Genomic DNA, 17,272 nt, shown 5'->3' on the forward strand with positions numbered 1-17,272 from the left:
GTCACACACCACACCGCCGACCTGCCACGGACTGTAGACGCATCCACTGACAGACCGACCGGCTATTACCAGATCGGTCGTCGAAGCAGGAGGATAGAAACCTACGCCAAACCTTCACAAGTTGTAAGGCGCAGGTACGTCACGGGTCGGTGTCGACGGGTCACTCAGCGAGAGCCGAGACGACACCGGCTCGGTGGCACAGGAGGATGGGCCAAGTGAACGGGAACGTCACACGATTGCCGGCGTGAAGGTCCTCGCCCGAGCTGGTAGGAAACGCTGTGGGAGCCGTTTGGGAGCCGACCCACTCCGCAAGCCCGTTCCATACGGCGTGAGACCAAGCGAGACCACCCACCTGACCAGGGAAAACAGGATTCATGCTGGCAGGGGTGGCAGCCGAACCTCATTCGGGACGAAGAGGTCGTGGGTTCAAATCCCGCCACCCCGACAGTGAAGTAACAGGTCAAGGGTCTGATCCTCAGCGAGGATCAGACCCTTCCTGCGTCTCCGGTGGTCGCTTGGGAGAAATCTGGGAGAAGATCTTGGTCGGGGTCTCCCAGCACGGCCAGGCCGACGACGCCCGCAGTCCGTCGAGCACCGCCACGTAGAGCCGCGCGCGAAGCCGAGTGCCTCGTGTCACAGGATCTTTGCGGCTCCGGGGAGCCTGCGGATCCCGGCGGCGGCCATGATGGCGGCCATCGCGCCGACCGCAGATGTGATGAGCCAGGCTGCGGTCGCCGTCAGGCCGCGGTCCACGAGGAAGTACTGCACCGTCACCACGATGGGCAGGTGCAGGATGTACACCGCGTAGGAACTGGCGGACAGTTCGCGGGTGAGCCGGTTCGTGCCGGTCAGCGTCTCGCGGAACAGGGTGAGCAGGCCGACGCTGAGCGCCACGCACAGGAAGCTCTCGTACGTCGACCAGAGCGCCGAGGCTCCGTTGAGGCCGCCCGGTCCGAAGGCCGGCGCGTCCGCCCCGACGGCGAACAGCAGGGCGACGCCGAGGAGTCCGGCGGTCAGCCAGAGCCAGCCCGTTCGGGCGTCGAAGCGGTGCAGCCGGCCATGGCGGTGGGCGAGGACGCCGAGCGCGAAGAAGGTGGCGTACTGCGGGAGGCGGGCCGGTTCGACCTGGAGGAAGTCGAGGACCGGGACCCAGGTGTCCAGGGGGTACTTGAGGCGGATCAGGAACGTCGCCGCCGCCAGGGCGACGGTGAGCAGCAACAGGGTGCGGTGGCCGGGGACGTGACGGGTGTGCTCCCGGTCGCCGCGGTGTTTCAGCAGACGGGCCGCCTGACGGCAGATCACGTACAGGACGCTGTAGGCGAGCAGGTTCTGGATGAACCAGAGGTGGCCGAACTGGAGGTCGGGCCAGGACGGGCCGGTCCAGTCGGCGGGTTTGTCGCCGAGGCCGAGGTAGACGTCGGTGAAGTAGCGGCCGTACGAGATGGGGCTGTAGCCGCGGTAGTGGACGTAGTACGCGTACATCAGGCCGGGCACGATCGTCAGCGCGCCGACGAGGAGCGGAACGCCCAGACGCAGAAGGCGGCCGGTGAGAAAGCGGCGGGCACCGCGGCGTTCGTACGAGCCGGGCACGAAGACCGCCGAGACGAAGAAGAACAGGCTCATGAAGAACGCGCCGTCGACCGCGGAGAGCGTGGCCAGGGCGGAGGACCTGGGCTGCTTCTCCACGTACCACCAGTCGGCGGGCCCGTATGCCTGGGCGGCGTGGTGGACGACGACGAGGACGGTCAGGGCGATGCGGAGGTTGTCGAGCCAGGCCAGGCGGCTCGGGCGGGCTGCGCGCTGTGCGGTGGACGGGACGCTGTCCGGTGGGGTTTCGACAGTGCAAGTATGCATACGTACAGGATCGTGAACACGTGTACACCCCACACTGGTGCTAGCCCCCGGCCTCCCCCTCCAGGTGCCCGTAGTAGCCGCGCAGCAGGAGTTTCTGATTGGCGGCGCTGCGGCGGGCCAGGACGGCGGGGGCGAACATCGGCTCGTCGAGCTGGGGCTGCATGACGCGCTCCAGGAGGAGGGGGCCGAGGATCAGGCAGAGCATCTGGAACGCGGCCCACTCCGTGTCCGGTCCCTCCCCCTCGCCCTGGTGGGCGGTCGTGAGGCGGTCGACCTCGGCGCGGGCGCCGGACAGGAGTCTGCCGAAGAGTTCCGCACTGGCCGCACTGTCCTCCATCAGGACGTGGCGCAGGTAGCCGCGCAGGACCGGGTCGGCGCCGAAGAGATGGGCGGAGGCGGACCCGAGGGAGGCCATCAGGTCGGTGGACGGGTCGAGTGCCCGCAGCTGCTCGGTGATGCGGTCCAGGACATACGCGTCGACCGCCGCGCGCAGGCCTTGCTTCGAGCCGAAGTGCCGGGTCACCAGGGCCGGGGAGAGACCTGCTGCCGCCGCGACCGCGCGGGTCGACGTCGCCTCGAAACCGCGCTCGGCGAACAGTTCCAGGGCCGCCTCACGCAGCCGTGCCCGCCCCGTCAGGTCACTCTTCGCCACAGGTCGCATGGGCGCAGCGTACGTAATCGCTCTCGGAGGATCTGAGGAGGCTTACGGTGATCCGGTGAGGCTCGGGGTGCGGGAGCGGTGGGGCGTACAGCCTGTGTGGGTGCGGTGGGCGCTTGGCGTGTACGTGGTCGGGTTCCTGGTCGGCACGCGGGCCCATGTGCTCGACCTGGCCTGTGACGGTGTTCATGCCTATGCGGTCTTCCCTCAGGTGCCGCTGCAGGTGTTCTTCGTCGGCCTGGTGGTGCTCGATCCGCTCGTCGTGGTGCTGGTGGCGTTCGTGCGGCGGGAAGGGGTCCGGCTCGCGGGCGTGGTGATGGTGCTCGACGTCTGCGCGAACGCGTGGGGCAACCGGCACTGGCTGCGCGATGATCCGGCGCAGTTGCTGCGGCTGGCGCCCCTTGTCCTGTTCGGGGTGTTCGTGGTCGCCTCCGCGCTGCCCGTGAGCCGGGCGATCGCCCGCGTACGTCCTCCCACGACTGTCAGCGGCGGCCCTTGAACCGCTGGTCGGCGTCGCGAAGCTACCCGAACTGACGCGCGGCGCGGGCACGTCGGCCCGCCTCCTCGAGGCGGAGGCCAAAGCCCTGCAGGAAGAGGACGGCCCCGCCGCCTCCCCTCAAGTCATTCCGGGCGAGACGGTGACGCCTCCGCCCCCGTCGACGCCGGGGCAGCAGCCGAAGCCACAGTGATCAGTCCGGTCTCGTAGGCGAGGACCACCGCATGGACCCGGTCGCGCAGCTGAAGTTTGGCGAGGACGTGCGAGACGTGGGTTCTGACGCGGTATCGGACAGGTGGAGACGGCAGCCGGTTCGGTGTTGCTCAGGCCCTGGGCGAGCAGGCGCAGAACGTCCAGCTCGCGCGGGGCCGGGGCGGCCAGAGCGGCCAGGCCGGGGTGCGGTCGGATCGGCGCCGGTTCGGGAGCCGCCTGGCGGGCGTGGCGTTCGACGAGGCGGCGGGTAAGTTACCGGCCCGGCTACGGACATGACCGCACACGCCGTGTGGTCCCTGCACAGTACACGCGACGTAGCCTGCCCTCGAGCCGGCGCCGTTGGCCCGCTGCTCCGCGCAACGCGACGAACCCCCGCGGCTCACTGCCCCCCCCAATGGGCGAGCAGCTTCGTGCCGCATTCGGAGGAGAACGATGATTCGCCAGGAAACCGCCTGGGTCCTGTTCGCTGCCGGCCTGATCTTCCTGGCGTCACTGGTCGTCGGGGTGTGGAAATGGCAGCAGTCGATATCGTCCCCGGACGGAACAGCACACCGCTACGTCAACGTCGCCCATAACGCCGGACTGATGTACTCCTTCGCGACCTCGGCCATCGTGGCACCACTCGTCCAGTTCTCCGGCTGGCCCGGCGCAGTGAACATCGCCGCCGCAGCCGCGATCGTCGGCATGTTCGTCGTGACGGTCTCGAACTACATACGGCTCGGCGTCCAGGCCCGGACCGACAACCAGATGCGTGACTCGAGGCCCAGCCTGCGCGGTGTACGCGAGGCCCTGATCATCGGTGAGATCGGCGGCACCGCCGTCCTGCTGGCGGGCTTCGCATCGGCACAGCTGTAGCTGACCGGCTTCGCATCGGCACAGCCGTAGGCGAGCGGAGCGGAGAGCTTCACGTAGCCGCCGCCTCGTCGGCCGCGCGTCAGCGAACTGAAGCGGTGGTGGTCTCCTGTTGCAGGCGGGCCGCGAGGGTGAGGTAGCGGGCGCGCCGGGGCACCGGGACCATGCCCCGGATCCGGATGTGCCACATCTCCGCGAGGCGGCGGGGTTGGCATCCGGCCGGTTCGAGAGTGCCGCCCACGACGCAGGTACCGACGACGGAGGATACGAGGGTGTGGGCGATGGAGTCCACGTCGATGTCCGGGTGCACGTCCGCCTGCTGCACGGCGTTCAGCAGCCGTGCCGTGGCGATGTCCCGCCACTCGGTGAAGGGGTGCGGCAACGGCGGCCGCACCGGCACTCCCGCGGTGGCGAGACGCATTCCGGCGCGCAGCACCGGCCCCTCCTCGTAGACCCGGGCCATGCCGAAGGTGAGGCGCATCAGCGTCTCCAGCGAGGAGTAGCCCCGGCCGTCCAGGTCCTTCGCCAGCCGGCGGAAGGTGCGGGACTGCATCTCCATGATGGCGTGGGCGAGGTCTTCCTTCGCCGCGAAATGGAAGTACAGGGCGCCCTTGGTGACTCCGGCGTGGGCGACGATCTCGCTCAGGCTGGTCGACTCGTAGCCCTGGCGGTCGAACAGGTCGGCCGCCGCACCGACGATCGTCGCGCGGGTCCGCTCGGCGCGTAGCTGCCTCGCCATCGGCTGGACTCTCCCGGGCTGAGACTCAACAGACCGTATGCCTGCTCATACTCCCCGCACACGATAGCTCACGGGTCAACTGCCCGCCGGGGCGGGCCGGGTGCCGGAAGCGGAACGGAAAAGAGCGTGCGCACGGCGGGCCCAGTGCCGAGAGTTGACGCATGGATGCCATCGAGGCCGCGCGCGCCGTCGCGGAGCAGCAGCACCCCGAAGCACGCACCGCGTTCCTGGGCGGCAGCGTCGCGACAGGCCGCCGCACGGCGACGTCGGACCTCGACGTCGTGGTGCTGCTCCACGGCGCCCCGGCTCCGTACCGCGAGAGCCTCCGGTACGCCGAGTGGCCGGTGGAGATGTTCGTGCACACCGAAGCGACGTGGCACGCCTACATCGAACGTGAACTACCGGCGCGACGGTCACCGTTGCTGTGGATGTGTGCCGAAGGACTGCTGCTCTTCGACACCGACGGGCTCGGAGCGCGCCTCGCCGCACACGCCCGGAGACTGATCGCCGCAGGACCACCGCCGGCGCCGGCGGACGAGATCGACGACCGCCGCTACGCGATCACCGACCTCTTGGACGACCTCGCGGGAAGCGCCGACCCGAGCGAGCGTCTGTTCATCGCGACCGAACTGGTCCATCGGACCGGTGAGCTGGCGCTGGCCGTCTCCGGGTCCTGGGCCGGCGGCGGAAAGTGGCTGGCCCGCCGCCTGGAGACAACCGCGCCGGAGCTCAACGCCCGTCTCCACCACGGCCTGAGGGAGGTGCTGGAGGGAAGGGCAGAGCCTCTCGTGACCGTCGTCGACGAGGTGCTCGCGCGGGCCGGCGGCCGGCTGTGGGTCGGCTACAAACGGGCCGGAACCACCTGACCGGTCCGCCTTCGGAGGGAAGCGGGCCCTTACCGGGCCCGGCCCGCGCTTCGCTCGCGCCGGCTCGGTCTCGCCGGCCGGCACCGGGGCGGGTCCGCTCGTGCCCAGGCGCCAGTGATGCGGGTGCCCGTGGCCCGGTGCCGCTGACGTGATCAGGCCGGATTGGGCTGGAAGAACGCCGTCGTGCTGCCGGTGGCCTCCGGCCCGTGCGCGGCGAGGGGGCGGTGCTGAGGCACGGGGGCGGAGGGAGGAACGCGTCGGCAGGGCCTAAGGTGTCCCGGGTTGCCGGAAGGACTGGCCTGATGGGCGGACAGGGAGGCGGCCGTGGGTGCTGCGCGTACGAGCAGGACGCCGTTGCCGGGGATAGGGGTGCGCTACGACCTGGTCACCCGCGAGCGGCGGCGGCTGTCGGTGGTGGCGGAGAAGGACGGGGCACGGACGCTGAGCGCGTACCGCAGGAACGGTACGGAGGACGACCCCGCGCTGTCGCTGCGGCTCGACGCCCAGGAGGCGGCCCTGGTCGTCGACGCGCTCAAGCCCGCGCATCACAGCCCGAGCCTGCTGTCGACGACCGAGCTGGGGCTGGTCGCGGAGCGCGTCGGGCTGTCGCAGTCCTCGCACTGGAACGGGCGCCTGCTGGGCGACACCCGTACCCGTACCGAGACGGGCGTGTCCATCGTCGCGGTGCTGCGGCGGACCGAGGCGCTGCCGTCTCCGGGTCCGGACTTCCGGCTGGCCGGCGGTGACACGCTGATCGTGATCGGTACGCGTGAGGGCGTCGACGCGGCCGCGGAGATCCTCGGGCGGGAGTGAGCCCCGAGGGCCGGGAGCGGGTGCGGGCCGCCCGTCGGCTCACGCGTTGGCGTGCGTCGACTCCGTGGTGGCCTCGGGTGCGGTCGCGGTCTCGACCGCCTTGCCCGGACCGCGGGTGAGGCGGCGGGCGAGGGGCTCGGTGAAGCGGGCCGTGAGCGGGCCGAGTACGACGAGGATGAGCACGTACGCCGTCGCCAGCGGGCCGATGCGCGGCTCGACGCCCACCGCGAGTCCGGCGATGACGATCGAGAACTCGCCCCGCGCGACCAGCGTGCCGCCCGCCCGCCAGCGCCCCGCGCCCCGCAGTCCGGCCCGGTGCGCGGCGTACCAGCCGGTGGCGACCTTGGTGAGGGCGGTGACGACGGCGAGGATCAGGGCGGGGACGAGGACGGGCGGGATGTCGGCCGGGTCGGTGGACAGGCCGAAGAAGACGAAGAAGACGGCGGCGAACAGGTCGCGCAGCGGGGTGAGCAGGCTGCTGGCGCCCTCGGCGACCTCGCCGGACAGGGCGATGCCGACGAGGAACGCGCCGACGGCGGCGGACACCTGCAGCTCCTGGGCGAGGCCCGCCACGACGAGCGTGAGGCCGAGGACCACCAGCAGGAGCGTTTCCGCGCTGTCGGAGGAGACCGCGCGGCTGATCAGCCGCCCGTGGCGCAGCGCGAGGTAGAGGACGGCGCCGACCGTGCCCAGGGAGATCAGCAGTGTGACGGTGCCGCCGGCCAGGCTGACGCCGGCGAGCAGCGCGGTGAGGATCGGCAGGTAGACGGCCATCGCGAGGTCCTCGATGACGAGGACGCCGAGGATGACGGGGGTCTCGCGGTTGCCGAGCCTGCCCAGGTCGCCGAGGACCTTGGCGATCACCCCGGAGGAGGAGATCCAGGTGACCCCCGCGAGCGCGACGGCGGCCACCGGGCTCCAGCCCAGGATCAGTGCCGCCACGGCGCCGGGTACCGCGTTCAGTACGAAGTCGACGGCGCCGGAGGGGTATTGGGTCTTGAGGTTGGTGACCAGTTCCGAGGCGCTGTACTCCAGGCCGAGCAGGAGCAGCAGCAGGATGACGCCGATCTCCGCGCCCGTGGCGGTGAACTCCTCGCTGGCCTGCAGGGGCAGGATGCCGCCGTGGCCGAAGGCGAGCCCGGCCAGCAGGTAGAGCGGGATGGGCGAGAAGCCCACGCGGCCGGCGATGCGGCCGAGGAGTCCGAGAGCGAGGATGATCGCTCCGAGTTCGATGAGCACGGCGGTCGTGTTGTGCACGGGCGTCTGTCCCTCCGGGGTGGGTCGGTGGCGGGGGGCGTGCGGGTTGCCTGCGGCGCGGGTGCGGGGGTGCGGGTGCGTTGAGGGGCGCGGGTGAGTGATCGGTGGCGGGTGCGCTGCCCTGCGGTGCGGGGTGCCTGCCTCCCCCAGTGCCTGAACGGCCCGGGAGGTACGCCCGCCGCCCACTGCCGCCCCAGCGGCACGACTGCCCGCAGCTACGCGGATACGAGGCGGCCTGTCGCAGCAGACGGACGCGTCAGAATTCGGGGACGCTGTCTCGGGCCGTGTTGTCGATGCGGGCGGTGCGGACGGCGCCCAGAGGACCGGCGGGAATGACGGTCGGGGTCGCTCGGCGCAGCTGCTGCATCTGGCGTACCCCCGTCTTCTCGAACTGCCGCACGGTCACGGCTCGGTAAAGAAGTTTACCGCATCACTTATTGCGCATTGTGCTGCTTTCCGGGGTGAACGGGGAGCAACGGATCCGACTCCGGAGTGCCGGACTCGCCCAGCCAGCGGGCCAGTTTGCCGCGGCGGCCGACGGCGCGCAGGCGGCGTTCGGCGGCCTCGCGGACCGGGGGCGTGGTGATGAGCAGCAGTTCGTCACTCGTGCGCAGCACCGTCTCGCGGTCGGGTACGAGTGTGGAGCCGTCGCGGACGACCAGGGACACCACCGTCGGGTGGGGCAGCCGCAACTCGGCGACGGTGACGCCGTGCAGCCGCGAGCCCGGTGGGACGGACACGGTGAGCAGGTCGGCGTCCAGCAGGTCGAGCGGCGCGCTCTCGACCTGGATCTCGCGCAGCGCGTCCGGACGGGTCACCCCCGTCCACCGGGCGACGGCGGGCAGGGTGGGCCCCTGGATCAGGGTGAACAGGACGACGAGCACGAACACGATGTTCAGGGCGTCGCGCGCACCGGTCACCCCGGCCACCACCGGGAAGGTGGTGAGCACGATGGGGACCGCGCCGCGCAGACCGGCCCAGGAGATGAAGACCTGCTCGCGCCAGGGCACGCGGAAGGGCAGCAGACAGAGCAGGACGGACACGGGGCGGGCGATCAGGAGCAGGACCAGGCCGACGACCAGGGCCGGGAGGATCGCCGACGGCAGTTCGCTCGGGTCGACGAGCAGGCCGAGCATGACGAACAGACCGATCTGGGCCAGCCAGCCGACGCCCTCCGAGAAGGAGCGGGTGGCCGCGCGGTGGGGCAGCTTGGCGTTGCCGAGGACGAGGCCGGAGAGGTAGGCGGCGATGATGCCGCTGGCGCCCAGCGCTCCGGCGGCGGCGAAGGCGATGACGCCGAAGCCGACCGTGGCCAGCGGGTACAGGCCGGTCGCGGGCAGGGCGATGTGCCGCAGCGCCGCGACGCCCAGACGGCCGATCACCACGCCCAGGACACCGCCGACCACGAGCTGGAAGAGCAGGTTGCCCACGACGGGCAGCGGCCCCGGCAGGTCGGCGGTGGTGGAGAAGAGCAGCACCAGGATGATGGTCGGCGCGTCGTTGAAGCCGGACTCGGCCTCCACCAGCACGCTCACCTTGCGCGGCAGCGGCAGGGCGCGCAGTACGGAGAAGACGGCGGCGGCGTCGGTGGAGGAGACGATCGCGCCGATCAGCAGGGCGAGGCGCCAGTCGATCCCCAGCAGCCAGTGCGCGCCCGCCGCGGTCACCACGACGGAGATCGCCACGCCCGCCGTGGCCAGTACGCCGGCGGGGGCGAGCAGGCGCCGTACGTCGCTCCACCGCGTGGTCAGGCCGCCCTCGACCAGGATGAGCGCGAGGGCGGCGGCGCCCAGTGCCTGCGCCAGCTGGGCGTCGTCGAACCGCAGGCCGAGGCCGTCCTCGCCGGCGACGAGGCCGACGCACAGGAACAGCAGCAGGCTGGGCAGGCCGATCCGGTGGGCGGCGCGGGCGGCGGCGATGCTGGCCAGCAGCACCGTGCCGCCGATCAGCAGCATCACGTACAGCTCGGAGAGGGTCATCGGGCGGCCTTCGGGCCGTACCCGCACGCGCCCCGGGGCGCCGTCGCTTCCGTCGCCCGGCCCCCGCGGGGGTCAGGACCCGGACGGCGGGCACCGGGTCGGGCGTTCGCGTCGGTGCGGGTCGAAGAGTTCACCGGCGACGCCGGCGAAGACCAGCCCGGCGGCGATGAGGAGCCCGTGGGCCAGAAGCATGCCGGTGGCCAGCGCGCCGAGCGCGACGGCGAGCAGCAGCCAGGCCCGGCGGTACCGGTACTCGCGCGGCCGGCAGGGGCGGCCGTCGGCGAAGGCGCGGGCGAAGCGGGGGTCCTCGCGGTGCAGCCGGGTCTCGATCTCGGTGAGCCTGCGGTCGTCGGGTACGGGCATGAGGTCCTCCTCCCGCCGCGGGACCCCGGGTGGGCGACGCGGTCAGTGGGGCGGGCCATGTGCTCTCCTTGCGGGGCGGGTCGTCCCGAGCACACCGGGACGGAGCCGCGGGGTGGGGCCGGGTAAGGGGAGTGGCCTCCAGAGTCGCCCGTACGGGGCCCTTCGGGCCATCCGGGCCGGCACCCAAATACCGGGGCGTGCGACCTGTAGGGCGCGAGTCACCCCGTCGCCTCGCCCCGTCGGCCCGCCGCGCGGGACGCGAGTGGCCTCCGGGCGCCGTTCGGGCGCAACCTGGGAGAGGATCTGCGTGTCCTGCGCGCTCGCGGGGGGCCGACCGGGAAGGACCCAGCTCGTGATCATTTTCGGCACCAAGGGATACCTCTACCAGCTCGCGATACTGACGCTGGTGTGCGCCCGGTGCGGCAACCCCTCCGCGCACGCACTCCGCAAGCGCGTCACGAAGTTCACGCTGTTCTTCGTGCCGCTGTTCCCCGTCTCCACGAAGTACGCGACGCAGTGCACGTACTGCGGCGCCGAGCAGCAGGTGACCAGGGAGCAGGCGGAGCGGTTCCAGGCGCAGGAGGCCGGGCGAGGCTAGCGGCTTCCCCCTGCCTTCCGCGTTGCCGGTTTCCGGCAGTGTTGACTACCCTCACGTTGCCGGACACCGCGCACGGGGCGTGAACGGCAGGGGAGGCGCGGGGTGAGGGACCTGCAGACGGACCAGCGGGCGGACCAGCGGGCGGGCCGGGAGGAGACGTACCTGACCGGGTACGCCGAGATCCTGGCGGGGGTCGCCGACACGGGGCGCCGGCTGACCCGCGACGAGCTGGAGGAGCGGCGGCTCTTCGGTGAGCGGGCCGCCGAGGCGGGACACAGTCTGCGCAGCCTCGTACGGCTGCATCTGGACGCCACGCGCACGTCCTGGCCCGGCGGCGGTTCGACGGGGGCGGGCTCCGACGCCACCGGCAGCGTGCTCGCCGCCGTCGCACAGGCCGTGGACGCCTTCGCCGAGGGATACGAACGCGCTCAGCGGCTCGCCGTGCGCCAGGAGGAGGCCGCACGACGGGAGTTCATCGACGACCTGCTCTACGGCCGCAGCGATCTGGGCCGCCTCGCCGAACGGGCCGAGCGGTTCGGGCTCGTCCTCTCCCACGCCCACGCCGTCGCGGTGGCCGAGGGCCCCGAGGCGTACGACGACACCGCCCCGGTCACCCGGGTCGTGGAGACCGCGCTCATCTCCCGCTTCGGCGACCGGCGCATCCTGATCACCACCAAGAACGGGCAGTTGATCTGCATCGCCCCCGGCGACCAGGACGACGTCCTGTCCTTCTTCGCCAAGCAGGCCTACGCCGCCACGGACGGCAACCGGGTCGCCATCGGGCGCCCCCGGAGCGGCGCGGGCGGCGTGGTCCACAGTTACGAGGAGGCGCTCAGCACCCTCGAACTCGCCGAGCGGCTGGGGCTGGACGAGCCCGTGGTGCGCGCCGCCGACATGCTGGTCTACCCGGTCCTCGCCCGGGACCGGCAGGCGATGGCCGACCTGGTGCTGAGCGTTCTCGGTCCGCTGCGCGACGCCCGCGGCGGCGCGGAGCCGCTGCTGCGCACCCTGGAGGTGTACTTCGACGCCGGCTGCACCGCGGCCGAGGCCGCCCGGCGGCTCGCGCTCAGCGTGCGGGCGCTCACCTACCGGCTGGACCGCATCAACCAGCTGACCGGGGCGGACGCCTCCGACCCGGTGCACCGCTACACACTGCAGACCGCGGTCATCGGTGCCCGGCTGCTGGGGTGGCCCGCGCAGGAGATCTAGTCCCGCCCCCACGGTCGCGGACGGGCCGGCCCTGCGCCGGACACACCCGCCGGCACTCCGGCGGACACACACCCGCCGGCCGTCCGCCGAAGACCAGCGACAGGGCGGGCGGCACGACCCCCGTGACACTCCCCCGTGTCCCCCGTGGCCCCCCGGCCCGAGAACCGGGCCATGCGTGCCGTCCCCCGTCCCGCCCGTCGCTGAGCTTCGGTGAGACGCATCGTCACACGTGCCGCGACAGCACGTCACTGCCGAATCCCGGCAATCTTCGCGCGTCTTCCATGCCGCCCTCGATCGCCGGCGGCGTCTCCGGAACCGGACCCGGTGCCGGTACTGTCCTTCCTCAAATGGGGACTCATACGGGGAGCGTTCCGAACCAGGTTCCGCAGGGCGACGGGTACGCGCACATGGTGGTGTGCGGCGACGACGGGCTGGCGCACCGGCTGGCCGCCGAACTGCGCGGCGTCTACCGCGAGCAGGTCACACTCGTCGTCCCGCCCTCCGGACGACGGGTGCGTCAGCCGGTGGTCGGGCGGGCCCGCGCGGCCTCGGCGGCGCTGCTCGACATGGTCAACGCGGCCGTCAACCGGACCGGCAACGGCGATGCGGCCGACGCCGACCGCGAACTGGAGGCCACCGAGCCGACCGAGGACGTGCTCGCGGACGCCGGCGTCGAGCGGGCCACCGCGCTGGCCCTCGTGTACGACGACGACGAGACCAACATCCGCGCCGCCCTGACCGCCCGCCGGCTCAACCCGCGACTGCGTCTGGTCCTGCGCCTGTACAACCGGCGGCTGGGGCAGCACATCGAGGAACTCCTCGACCAGAGCGCCGCACTGGCCACCGGCGACGGTCCGGGCTCCGGTTCCGGGTCCACGACCGTGCTGTCCGACGCCGACACCGCCGCGCCCGCACTGGCGGCCACCGCCCTCGTCGGCACCAGCAAGATCGTCGAGACGGACGGCATCCTGTTGCGCGCCGTCGAACGGCAGCCGCCCCGCCCGGGCGAGGTGGCCGACCCGGGACTGTGCACCCTCGCGCTGCTCTCCGCGACGAGCAACGACCCCGCCGGTGCGGACGGTTCGGAGGGAAGCGGCGAGCACGGGCCGCAGCTGCTGCCCGACGCGGCGGCGGTGGAGGCGGCCACCGGACGCGGGACCGTGGCCCTGGAGCAGGTGTCGTACTCCGGGCCGCCGCTGGCGGCCGGGCGCGCCGGCGTGCCCGCCTTCGGCGAGCTGTTCTCGCGTCGGCTGCGGTGGTCCCTGGCCGGTCTGGCGGCGTGCGTGGTGGCCCTCGCCGTGGCCCTGATGGTGGTCACGGGCGACCATCCGGTGCACGCCACGTACGTGACGCTGCTCGACCTGTTCGCCATCAACGAGCCCGCGCACAACGACGACAGGGGGCGCCAGATTCTCCAGCTGCTGTCCGGCTTCGTCGGGCTGCTGCTGCTTCCCGTCCTGCTGGCGGCCGTGCTGGAGGCCCTCGGCACCTTCCGCACCGCGTCCTCCCTGCGCAAGCCCCCGCGCGGTCTCGGCGGGCACGTCGTCCTGCTCGGTCTCGGCAAGATCGGCACGCGCGTCCTGACCCGGCTGCGGGAGATGGACATCCCCGTGGTGTGCGTCGAGGCCGACCCCGAGGCGCGCGGCATGGCGACCGCGCGACGGCTGCGGGTGCCGGTGGTGCTCGGAGACGTCACCCAGGAGGGCGTCCTGGAGGCCGCCAAGATCCACCGGGCGCACTCGCTGCTCGCGCTGACCAGTGTGGACACGACCAACCTGGAGGCGGTGCTGTACGCCCGTTCCGTGCGGTCGCGGCTGCGGGTGGTGCTGCGGCTGTACGACGACGACTTCGCGACCGCCGTGTACCGCACCCTGCGCGCCGCGCACCCCCGCGCGCTCACCCGGAGCCGGAGCGTGACGCATCTGGCGGCGCCGTCCTTCGCCGGGGCGATGATGGGGCGGCAGATCCTGGGGGCGATCCCCGTCGAGCGGCGGGTGCTGCTGTTCGCGGCGGTGCGGGTGGCGGGACATCCGCAGCTGGAGGGGAAGACGGTCGGGGAGGCGTTCCGGCCGGGGGCGTGGCGGGTGCTGGCGCTCGAGGTCTCCGACGGCGTCTTGGACGGTGAGCGGGTGGGCGGTGCCGGCTCGGAGGGGGCGCGGGGGTCTCGGCTGGTGTGGGAGCTGCCCGACACGTATGTCCTGCGGGGCTCGGACCGGGTGGTGCTGGCGGCTACGCGTCGGGGGTTGGCGGAGTTGCTGGGGCGGCGGGTGGTGCGGCGGGGGGCGGACCTGTAGGGGCGCCGCCCCTACGACCCCGCCAGGGGGCTCCGCCCCCTGGACCCCCCGCCTGTGCCCACCCACCACCCGACTCGGTCGGCCAAGAAGCCACCCCGAAGACCGCCTCGGTCGGCCAAGAAGCCACCCCGAAGACCGCCTCGACCGGCCGAGAGGTTCCCGACGAGCGCTTCGGCCGGCCGAGGGGGTTTCACCGCTTCGGCAAGTGCCTTCTCGCGAAGTCCAGTTCCAGGGCTACCTGCTTGATGCGTTCGTCGACGACCAGGGAGCCGTGGCCCGCGTCGTAGCGGTAGACCTCGTGGACTGCGCCCCTGGCCTCCAGGCGCTCGACGTAGTTCTCGACCTGGCGGATCGGGCAGCGCGGGTCGTTGACCCCGGCGGAGATGTACACCGGGGCCTTGACGTCGTCGACGTAGGTCAGCGGGGAGGAGGCCTCGAAGCGCTCGGGGACCTCCTCGGGGGTGCCGCCCAGCAGGGTGCGGTCGAGGGCTTTGAGACCCTCCATCTCGTCGTGGTACGCCGTGACGTAGTCGGCGACCGGCACGGCCGCGATGCCCAGCGCCCACGCCTCGGGCTGGGTGCCGATGCCGAGGAGGGTGAGATAGCCGCCCCAGGAGCCGCCGGTGAGGATCAGGCGCTCGGGGTCCGCGAGGCCCGAGGCGACCGCCCACTCCCGCACCGCCGCGATGTCCTCCAGCTCGATGAGGCCCACCCGGTGCTTGAGGGCGTCGGTCCACGCACGCCCGTACCCGGTGGAGCCCCGGTAGTTGACGCGGACCACCGCGTACCCGTGGTCGACCCAGGCGGCCGGGCCCGCGGCGAAGGAGTCGCTGTCGTGCCAGGTCGGACCGCCGTGGATGTCGAAGACCGTCGGGAGCGGACCGGCCGCCCCGGCAGGCTTCTGGACCAGGGCGTGGATGCGGCCTCCGGGCCCCTCCACCCACACGTCCTCCACCGGGACCGAGCGGGGAGACTTCAGGCCGGGCGGGTCCAGGACGACGCGGCCGGTGGTGGAGCGGACGGCCGACGGCTCGGCGGCCGAGGACCACAGGTACTCCACGCTGCCGTCGGGACGGGCCGTGGCCCCCGAGACGGTGCCGGCGGGGGTGTCGATCTCCGTCAGGCCGCGCTCGGCGAAGTCGTAGCGGAACAGCTCGCTGCGGGCCTCGAAACCGTGCACGATCAGCAGGCCGGAGCCGTCCGGGTACCACTGCGCGCTCACGTCGCCCGGCAGCTCCAGCGCGAGGTCGGTCTGCTCCCCCGTCGCCACGTCCCACACCAGGGGCTCCCAGCGGCCCCGGCGCTGGTGGCCGACGAGCAGCCGGGTGTCGCCGTCGACCGGCGCGAAGCCCAGGACCTCCAGGCCCAGCTCCTTCGCGCCGCCCTCGGTGTCGTCCAGCTCGGCGACCGTGCTGCCGTCGGGGCGCAGGACGCGCAGCGCCGAGTGCATGGCGTCGCCGTGCTCGGTGTGCTCGATCGCGATGAGGGAGCCGTCGTGGGAGAGATCGCCGACGCCCGCGGACTCACGGTGCCGGTAGATCTCCGCCGGGGGCCCGCCCGCGTACGCGAGGTGGATCGTCGTACCGTCCTCGTCCGTCGAGCGGCCGATCACCGCCGTGCGCCCGTCCCGGCCGAGGGCGAGGCCCGCCGGGTAGGAGGGGTCGAGGCCCGGCACGGCGAGTTCGTCCTCGCCGCCCGCGAAGGGCTGGCGGCGCCAGACGCCGAACTCGTCGCCGTCCTTGTCGTCGAACCACCAGATCCACTCGCCGTCGGGCGCGAGCGCCCCGTCCGTCGTGCCGTTGGGCCGGTCGGTGACCTGGCGCTGCTCGCCGCTCGCACGGTCCCAGGCGTACAGCTCGTACGTCCCCGTCGCGTTCGACACGAACAGGGAGCGGTCCGGGGCGTCCTCGGCCCAGTCGGGCAGCGACACCCTCGGTGCCCGGAACCGCTTCTCCCAGTCGGGCACCTGCTCGCCCTGCGCGCGCCGCCCGTCCACGGCCCGCTCGTCCCTGTCCACGTCCACGGCCGCATCCATGTCCGGCGGAACGGACCCGTTGCTCTCAGTCATGGCCCCATACTGCCCCGACCCGGCGACACCGCGCAGAAGAGATCCCCAGCCTGTGGACAACCTCCCCCGGCCCGTTCCCCCTCCACCACTTTTTCCACAGCCCCGCGGCAGAGCTCTCCGGGCGCGCACCGTACCGTGGAAGGCGTGTACCGGTTTCTGCTGACGCCCCGATGGTGGGGGATCAACGTCTTCGTCGTCCTGGCCATCCCCTTCTGCATCTTCATGGGTTCCTGGCAGCTCGGCCGGTTCGAGGACCGGGTGCAGGACCACGAGTCCGCCACCACGCAGCACGAGTCGGCCCGCCGGGAAGCGGCGCGCCCGCTGGCGGAGCTGCTGCCCGTGGACAAGGCGACGGTCGGCAAGCAGACCACCGTCACCGGCCGGTACGACGATCAGCTGCTGGTCCCGGAGCGGAAGCTGGACGACCGGGAGGGCTTTTACGTCCTCACCCTCCTGCGCACCGACGGCGGCCGGGCGCTGCCCGTCGTGCGCGGCTGGCTGCCCGGCGAGCCCGACCCGGCGAAGGCCCCCGCCCCGCCCGCCGGCGAGGTCACCGTCACCGGCGCGCTCCAGGCCGCCGAGTCCCCCGGCAGCAACGGTGTCAGCGGACGTTCCGGGTGGCCCGACGGGCAGACCGGCTCGATCAGCGCGGCGACGCTGCTCAACCTGGTGCCGTACGACGTCTACGACGCGTGGGTCACGCTGAACGAGGGCGACTCCGGGATGCGGGCCGTGCCGGTGAGTACGCCGCAGGGCACGGGGCTCGATCTGAAGGCCTTCCAGAACCTCGGCTACACCGCCGAGTGGTTCGCCTTCGTCGGCTTCGTGATCTTCATGTGGTTCCGGCTGGCGCGCCGCGAGCTCGAACTCGCCCGGGACGCGGAGCTGGGCCTGGTCGCGGAGGACGACGAGGCCGGGAGGCCCGAGAAGGCCGGGGAGGCCGGTAAGTCCGCCGAGCCCGAGGCTGCCGGGGACGGGGCGGGTGAGCCCAAGGCGGGGCTCACCTCCTGACC

General features: G+C 72.4%; 16 protein-coding genes. 8 read left to right on the top strand and 8 right to left on the bottom strand.

Annotated features, from left to right (window positions below; translation table 11 throughout):
* Positions 1 to 633 precede the first annotated feature (633 nt).
* A complete protein-coding gene (locus NI25_RS17705; protein ID WP_078884650.1) occupies positions 634 to 1,854 on the bottom strand; it encodes an acyltransferase family protein in 1,221 nt (406 codons plus the stop codon).
* A gap of 40 nt (positions 1,855 to 1,894) precedes the next feature.
* Positions 1,895 to 2,515: a TetR/AcrR family transcriptional regulator gene (locus NI25_RS17710; protein WP_061443376.1), complete on the bottom strand. Its 621-nt coding sequence runs from the start codon at positions 2,513 to 2,515 to the stop codon at positions 1,895 to 1,897.
* Positions 2,516 to 2,570: 55 nt separating this feature from the next.
* Between NI25_RS17710 and NI25_RS17715 the strand changes: the two genes are divergently transcribed.
* On the top strand, positions 2,571 to 3,011 hold the full coding sequence (locus tag NI25_RS17715; protein ID WP_061443377.1) for a hypothetical protein: 441 nt from the start codon (positions 2,571 to 2,573) through the stop codon (positions 3,009 to 3,011).
* 642 nt (positions 3,012 to 3,653) lie between these two features.
* Positions 3,654 to 4,076: a hypothetical protein gene (locus NI25_RS17725; protein ID WP_061443379.1), complete on the top strand. Its 423-nt coding sequence runs from the start codon at positions 3,654 to 3,656 to the stop codon at positions 4,074 to 4,076.
* 79 nt (positions 4,077 to 4,155) lie between these two features.
* Here NI25_RS17725 and NI25_RS17730 read toward each other — a convergent pair whose 3' ends face one another.
* Positions 4,156 to 4,812, bottom strand: a complete 657-nt coding sequence (locus NI25_RS17730) for a ScbR family autoregulator-binding transcription factor (protein ID WP_061443380.1) — start codon at positions 4,810 to 4,812, stop codon at positions 4,156 to 4,158.
* Between the two features lie 161 nt (positions 4,813 to 4,973).
* Between NI25_RS17730 and NI25_RS17735 the strand changes: the two genes are divergently transcribed.
* Together NI25_RS17735 and NI25_RS17740 are read left to right on the top strand one after the other, a co-directional pair.
* A complete protein-coding gene (locus NI25_RS17735; protein ID WP_061443381.1) occupies positions 4,974 to 5,678 on the top strand; it encodes a nucleotidyltransferase domain-containing protein in 705 nt (234 codons plus the stop codon).
* 324 nt (positions 5,679 to 6,002) lie between these two features.
* Positions 6,003 to 6,491, top strand: coding sequence for a cation:proton antiporter regulatory subunit (locus NI25_RS17740; protein ID WP_061443382.1), 489 nt, complete (start codon positions 6,003 to 6,005; stop codon positions 6,489 to 6,491).
* 39 nt (positions 6,492 to 6,530) lie between these two features.
* Here the strand turns inward: NI25_RS17740 and NI25_RS17745 are convergent, their stop codons facing one another.
* The 4 genes from NI25_RS17745 to NI25_RS17755 all read right to left on the bottom strand — a co-directional run bounded on the left by NI25_RS17745 (position 6,531) and on the right by NI25_RS17755 (position 10,090).
* Positions 6,531 to 7,748, bottom strand: coding sequence for a cation:proton antiporter (locus NI25_RS17745; protein WP_061443383.1), 1,218 nt, complete (start codon positions 7,746 to 7,748; stop codon positions 6,531 to 6,533).
* 256 nt (positions 7,749 to 8,004) lie between these two features.
* Positions 8,005 to 8,154 (bottom strand): hypothetical protein, encoded by a 150-nt coding sequence (locus tag NI25_RS39400; RefSeq protein WP_158508447.1) that lies wholly within the window; start codon positions 8,152 to 8,154, stop codon positions 8,005 to 8,007.
* Positions 8,155 to 8,182: 28 nt separating this feature from the next.
* The gene (locus tag NI25_RS17750; protein ID WP_061443384.1) at positions 8,183 to 9,727 is read right to left on the bottom strand and encodes a potassium/proton antiporter; all 1,545 of its coding nucleotides are present in this window, start codon (positions 9,725 to 9,727) and stop codon (positions 8,183 to 8,185) included.
* Between the two features lie 72 nt (positions 9,728 to 9,799).
* Positions 9,800 to 10,090: a DUF3040 domain-containing protein gene (locus tag NI25_RS17755; RefSeq protein WP_061443385.1), complete on the bottom strand. Its 291-nt coding sequence runs from the start codon at positions 10,088 to 10,090 to the stop codon at positions 9,800 to 9,802.
* 352 nt (positions 10,091 to 10,442) lie between these two features.
* Between NI25_RS17755 and NI25_RS17760 the strand changes: the two genes are divergently transcribed.
* The 3 genes from NI25_RS17760 (at position 10,443) to NI25_RS17770 (ending at position 14,191) form a co-directional block, all read left to right on the top strand.
* Positions 10,443 to 10,688, top strand: a complete 246-nt coding sequence (locus NI25_RS17760) for a zinc-ribbon domain-containing protein (protein WP_061443386.1) — start codon at positions 10,443 to 10,445, stop codon at positions 10,686 to 10,688.
* Between the two features lie 102 nt (positions 10,689 to 10,790).
* Positions 10,791 to 11,897 (top strand): PucR family transcriptional regulator, encoded by a 1,107-nt coding sequence (locus NI25_RS17765; RefSeq protein WP_061443387.1) that lies wholly within the window; start codon positions 10,791 to 10,793, stop codon positions 11,895 to 11,897.
* A gap of 407 nt (positions 11,898 to 12,304) precedes the next feature.
* Complete coding sequence (locus NI25_RS17770) at positions 12,305 to 14,191, top strand: NAD-binding protein (protein WP_061443388.1); 1,887 nt, start codon at positions 12,305 to 12,307, stop codon at positions 14,189 to 14,191.
* 190 nt (positions 14,192 to 14,381) lie between these two features.
* Here NI25_RS17770 and NI25_RS17775 read toward each other — a convergent pair whose 3' ends face one another.
* The gene (locus tag NI25_RS17775; protein ID WP_061443389.1) at positions 14,382 to 16,259 is read right to left on the bottom strand and encodes a prolyl oligopeptidase family serine peptidase; all 1,878 of its coding nucleotides are present in this window, start codon (positions 16,257 to 16,259) and stop codon (positions 14,382 to 14,384) included.
* A gap of 144 nt (positions 16,260 to 16,403) precedes the next feature.
* Between NI25_RS17775 and NI25_RS17780 the strand changes: the two genes are divergently transcribed.
* On the top strand, positions 16,404 to 17,270 hold the full coding sequence (locus tag NI25_RS17780; protein WP_199560944.1) for an SURF1 family protein: 867 nt from the start codon (positions 16,404 to 16,406) through the stop codon (positions 17,268 to 17,270).
* Positions 17,271 to 17,272 lie beyond the last annotated feature (2 nt).

It is taken from the genome of Streptomyces sp. CCM_MD2014, assembly GCF_000772045.1.
Lineage (GTDB): Bacteria > Actinomycetota > Actinomycetes > Streptomycetales > Streptomycetaceae > Streptomyces > Streptomyces salinarius.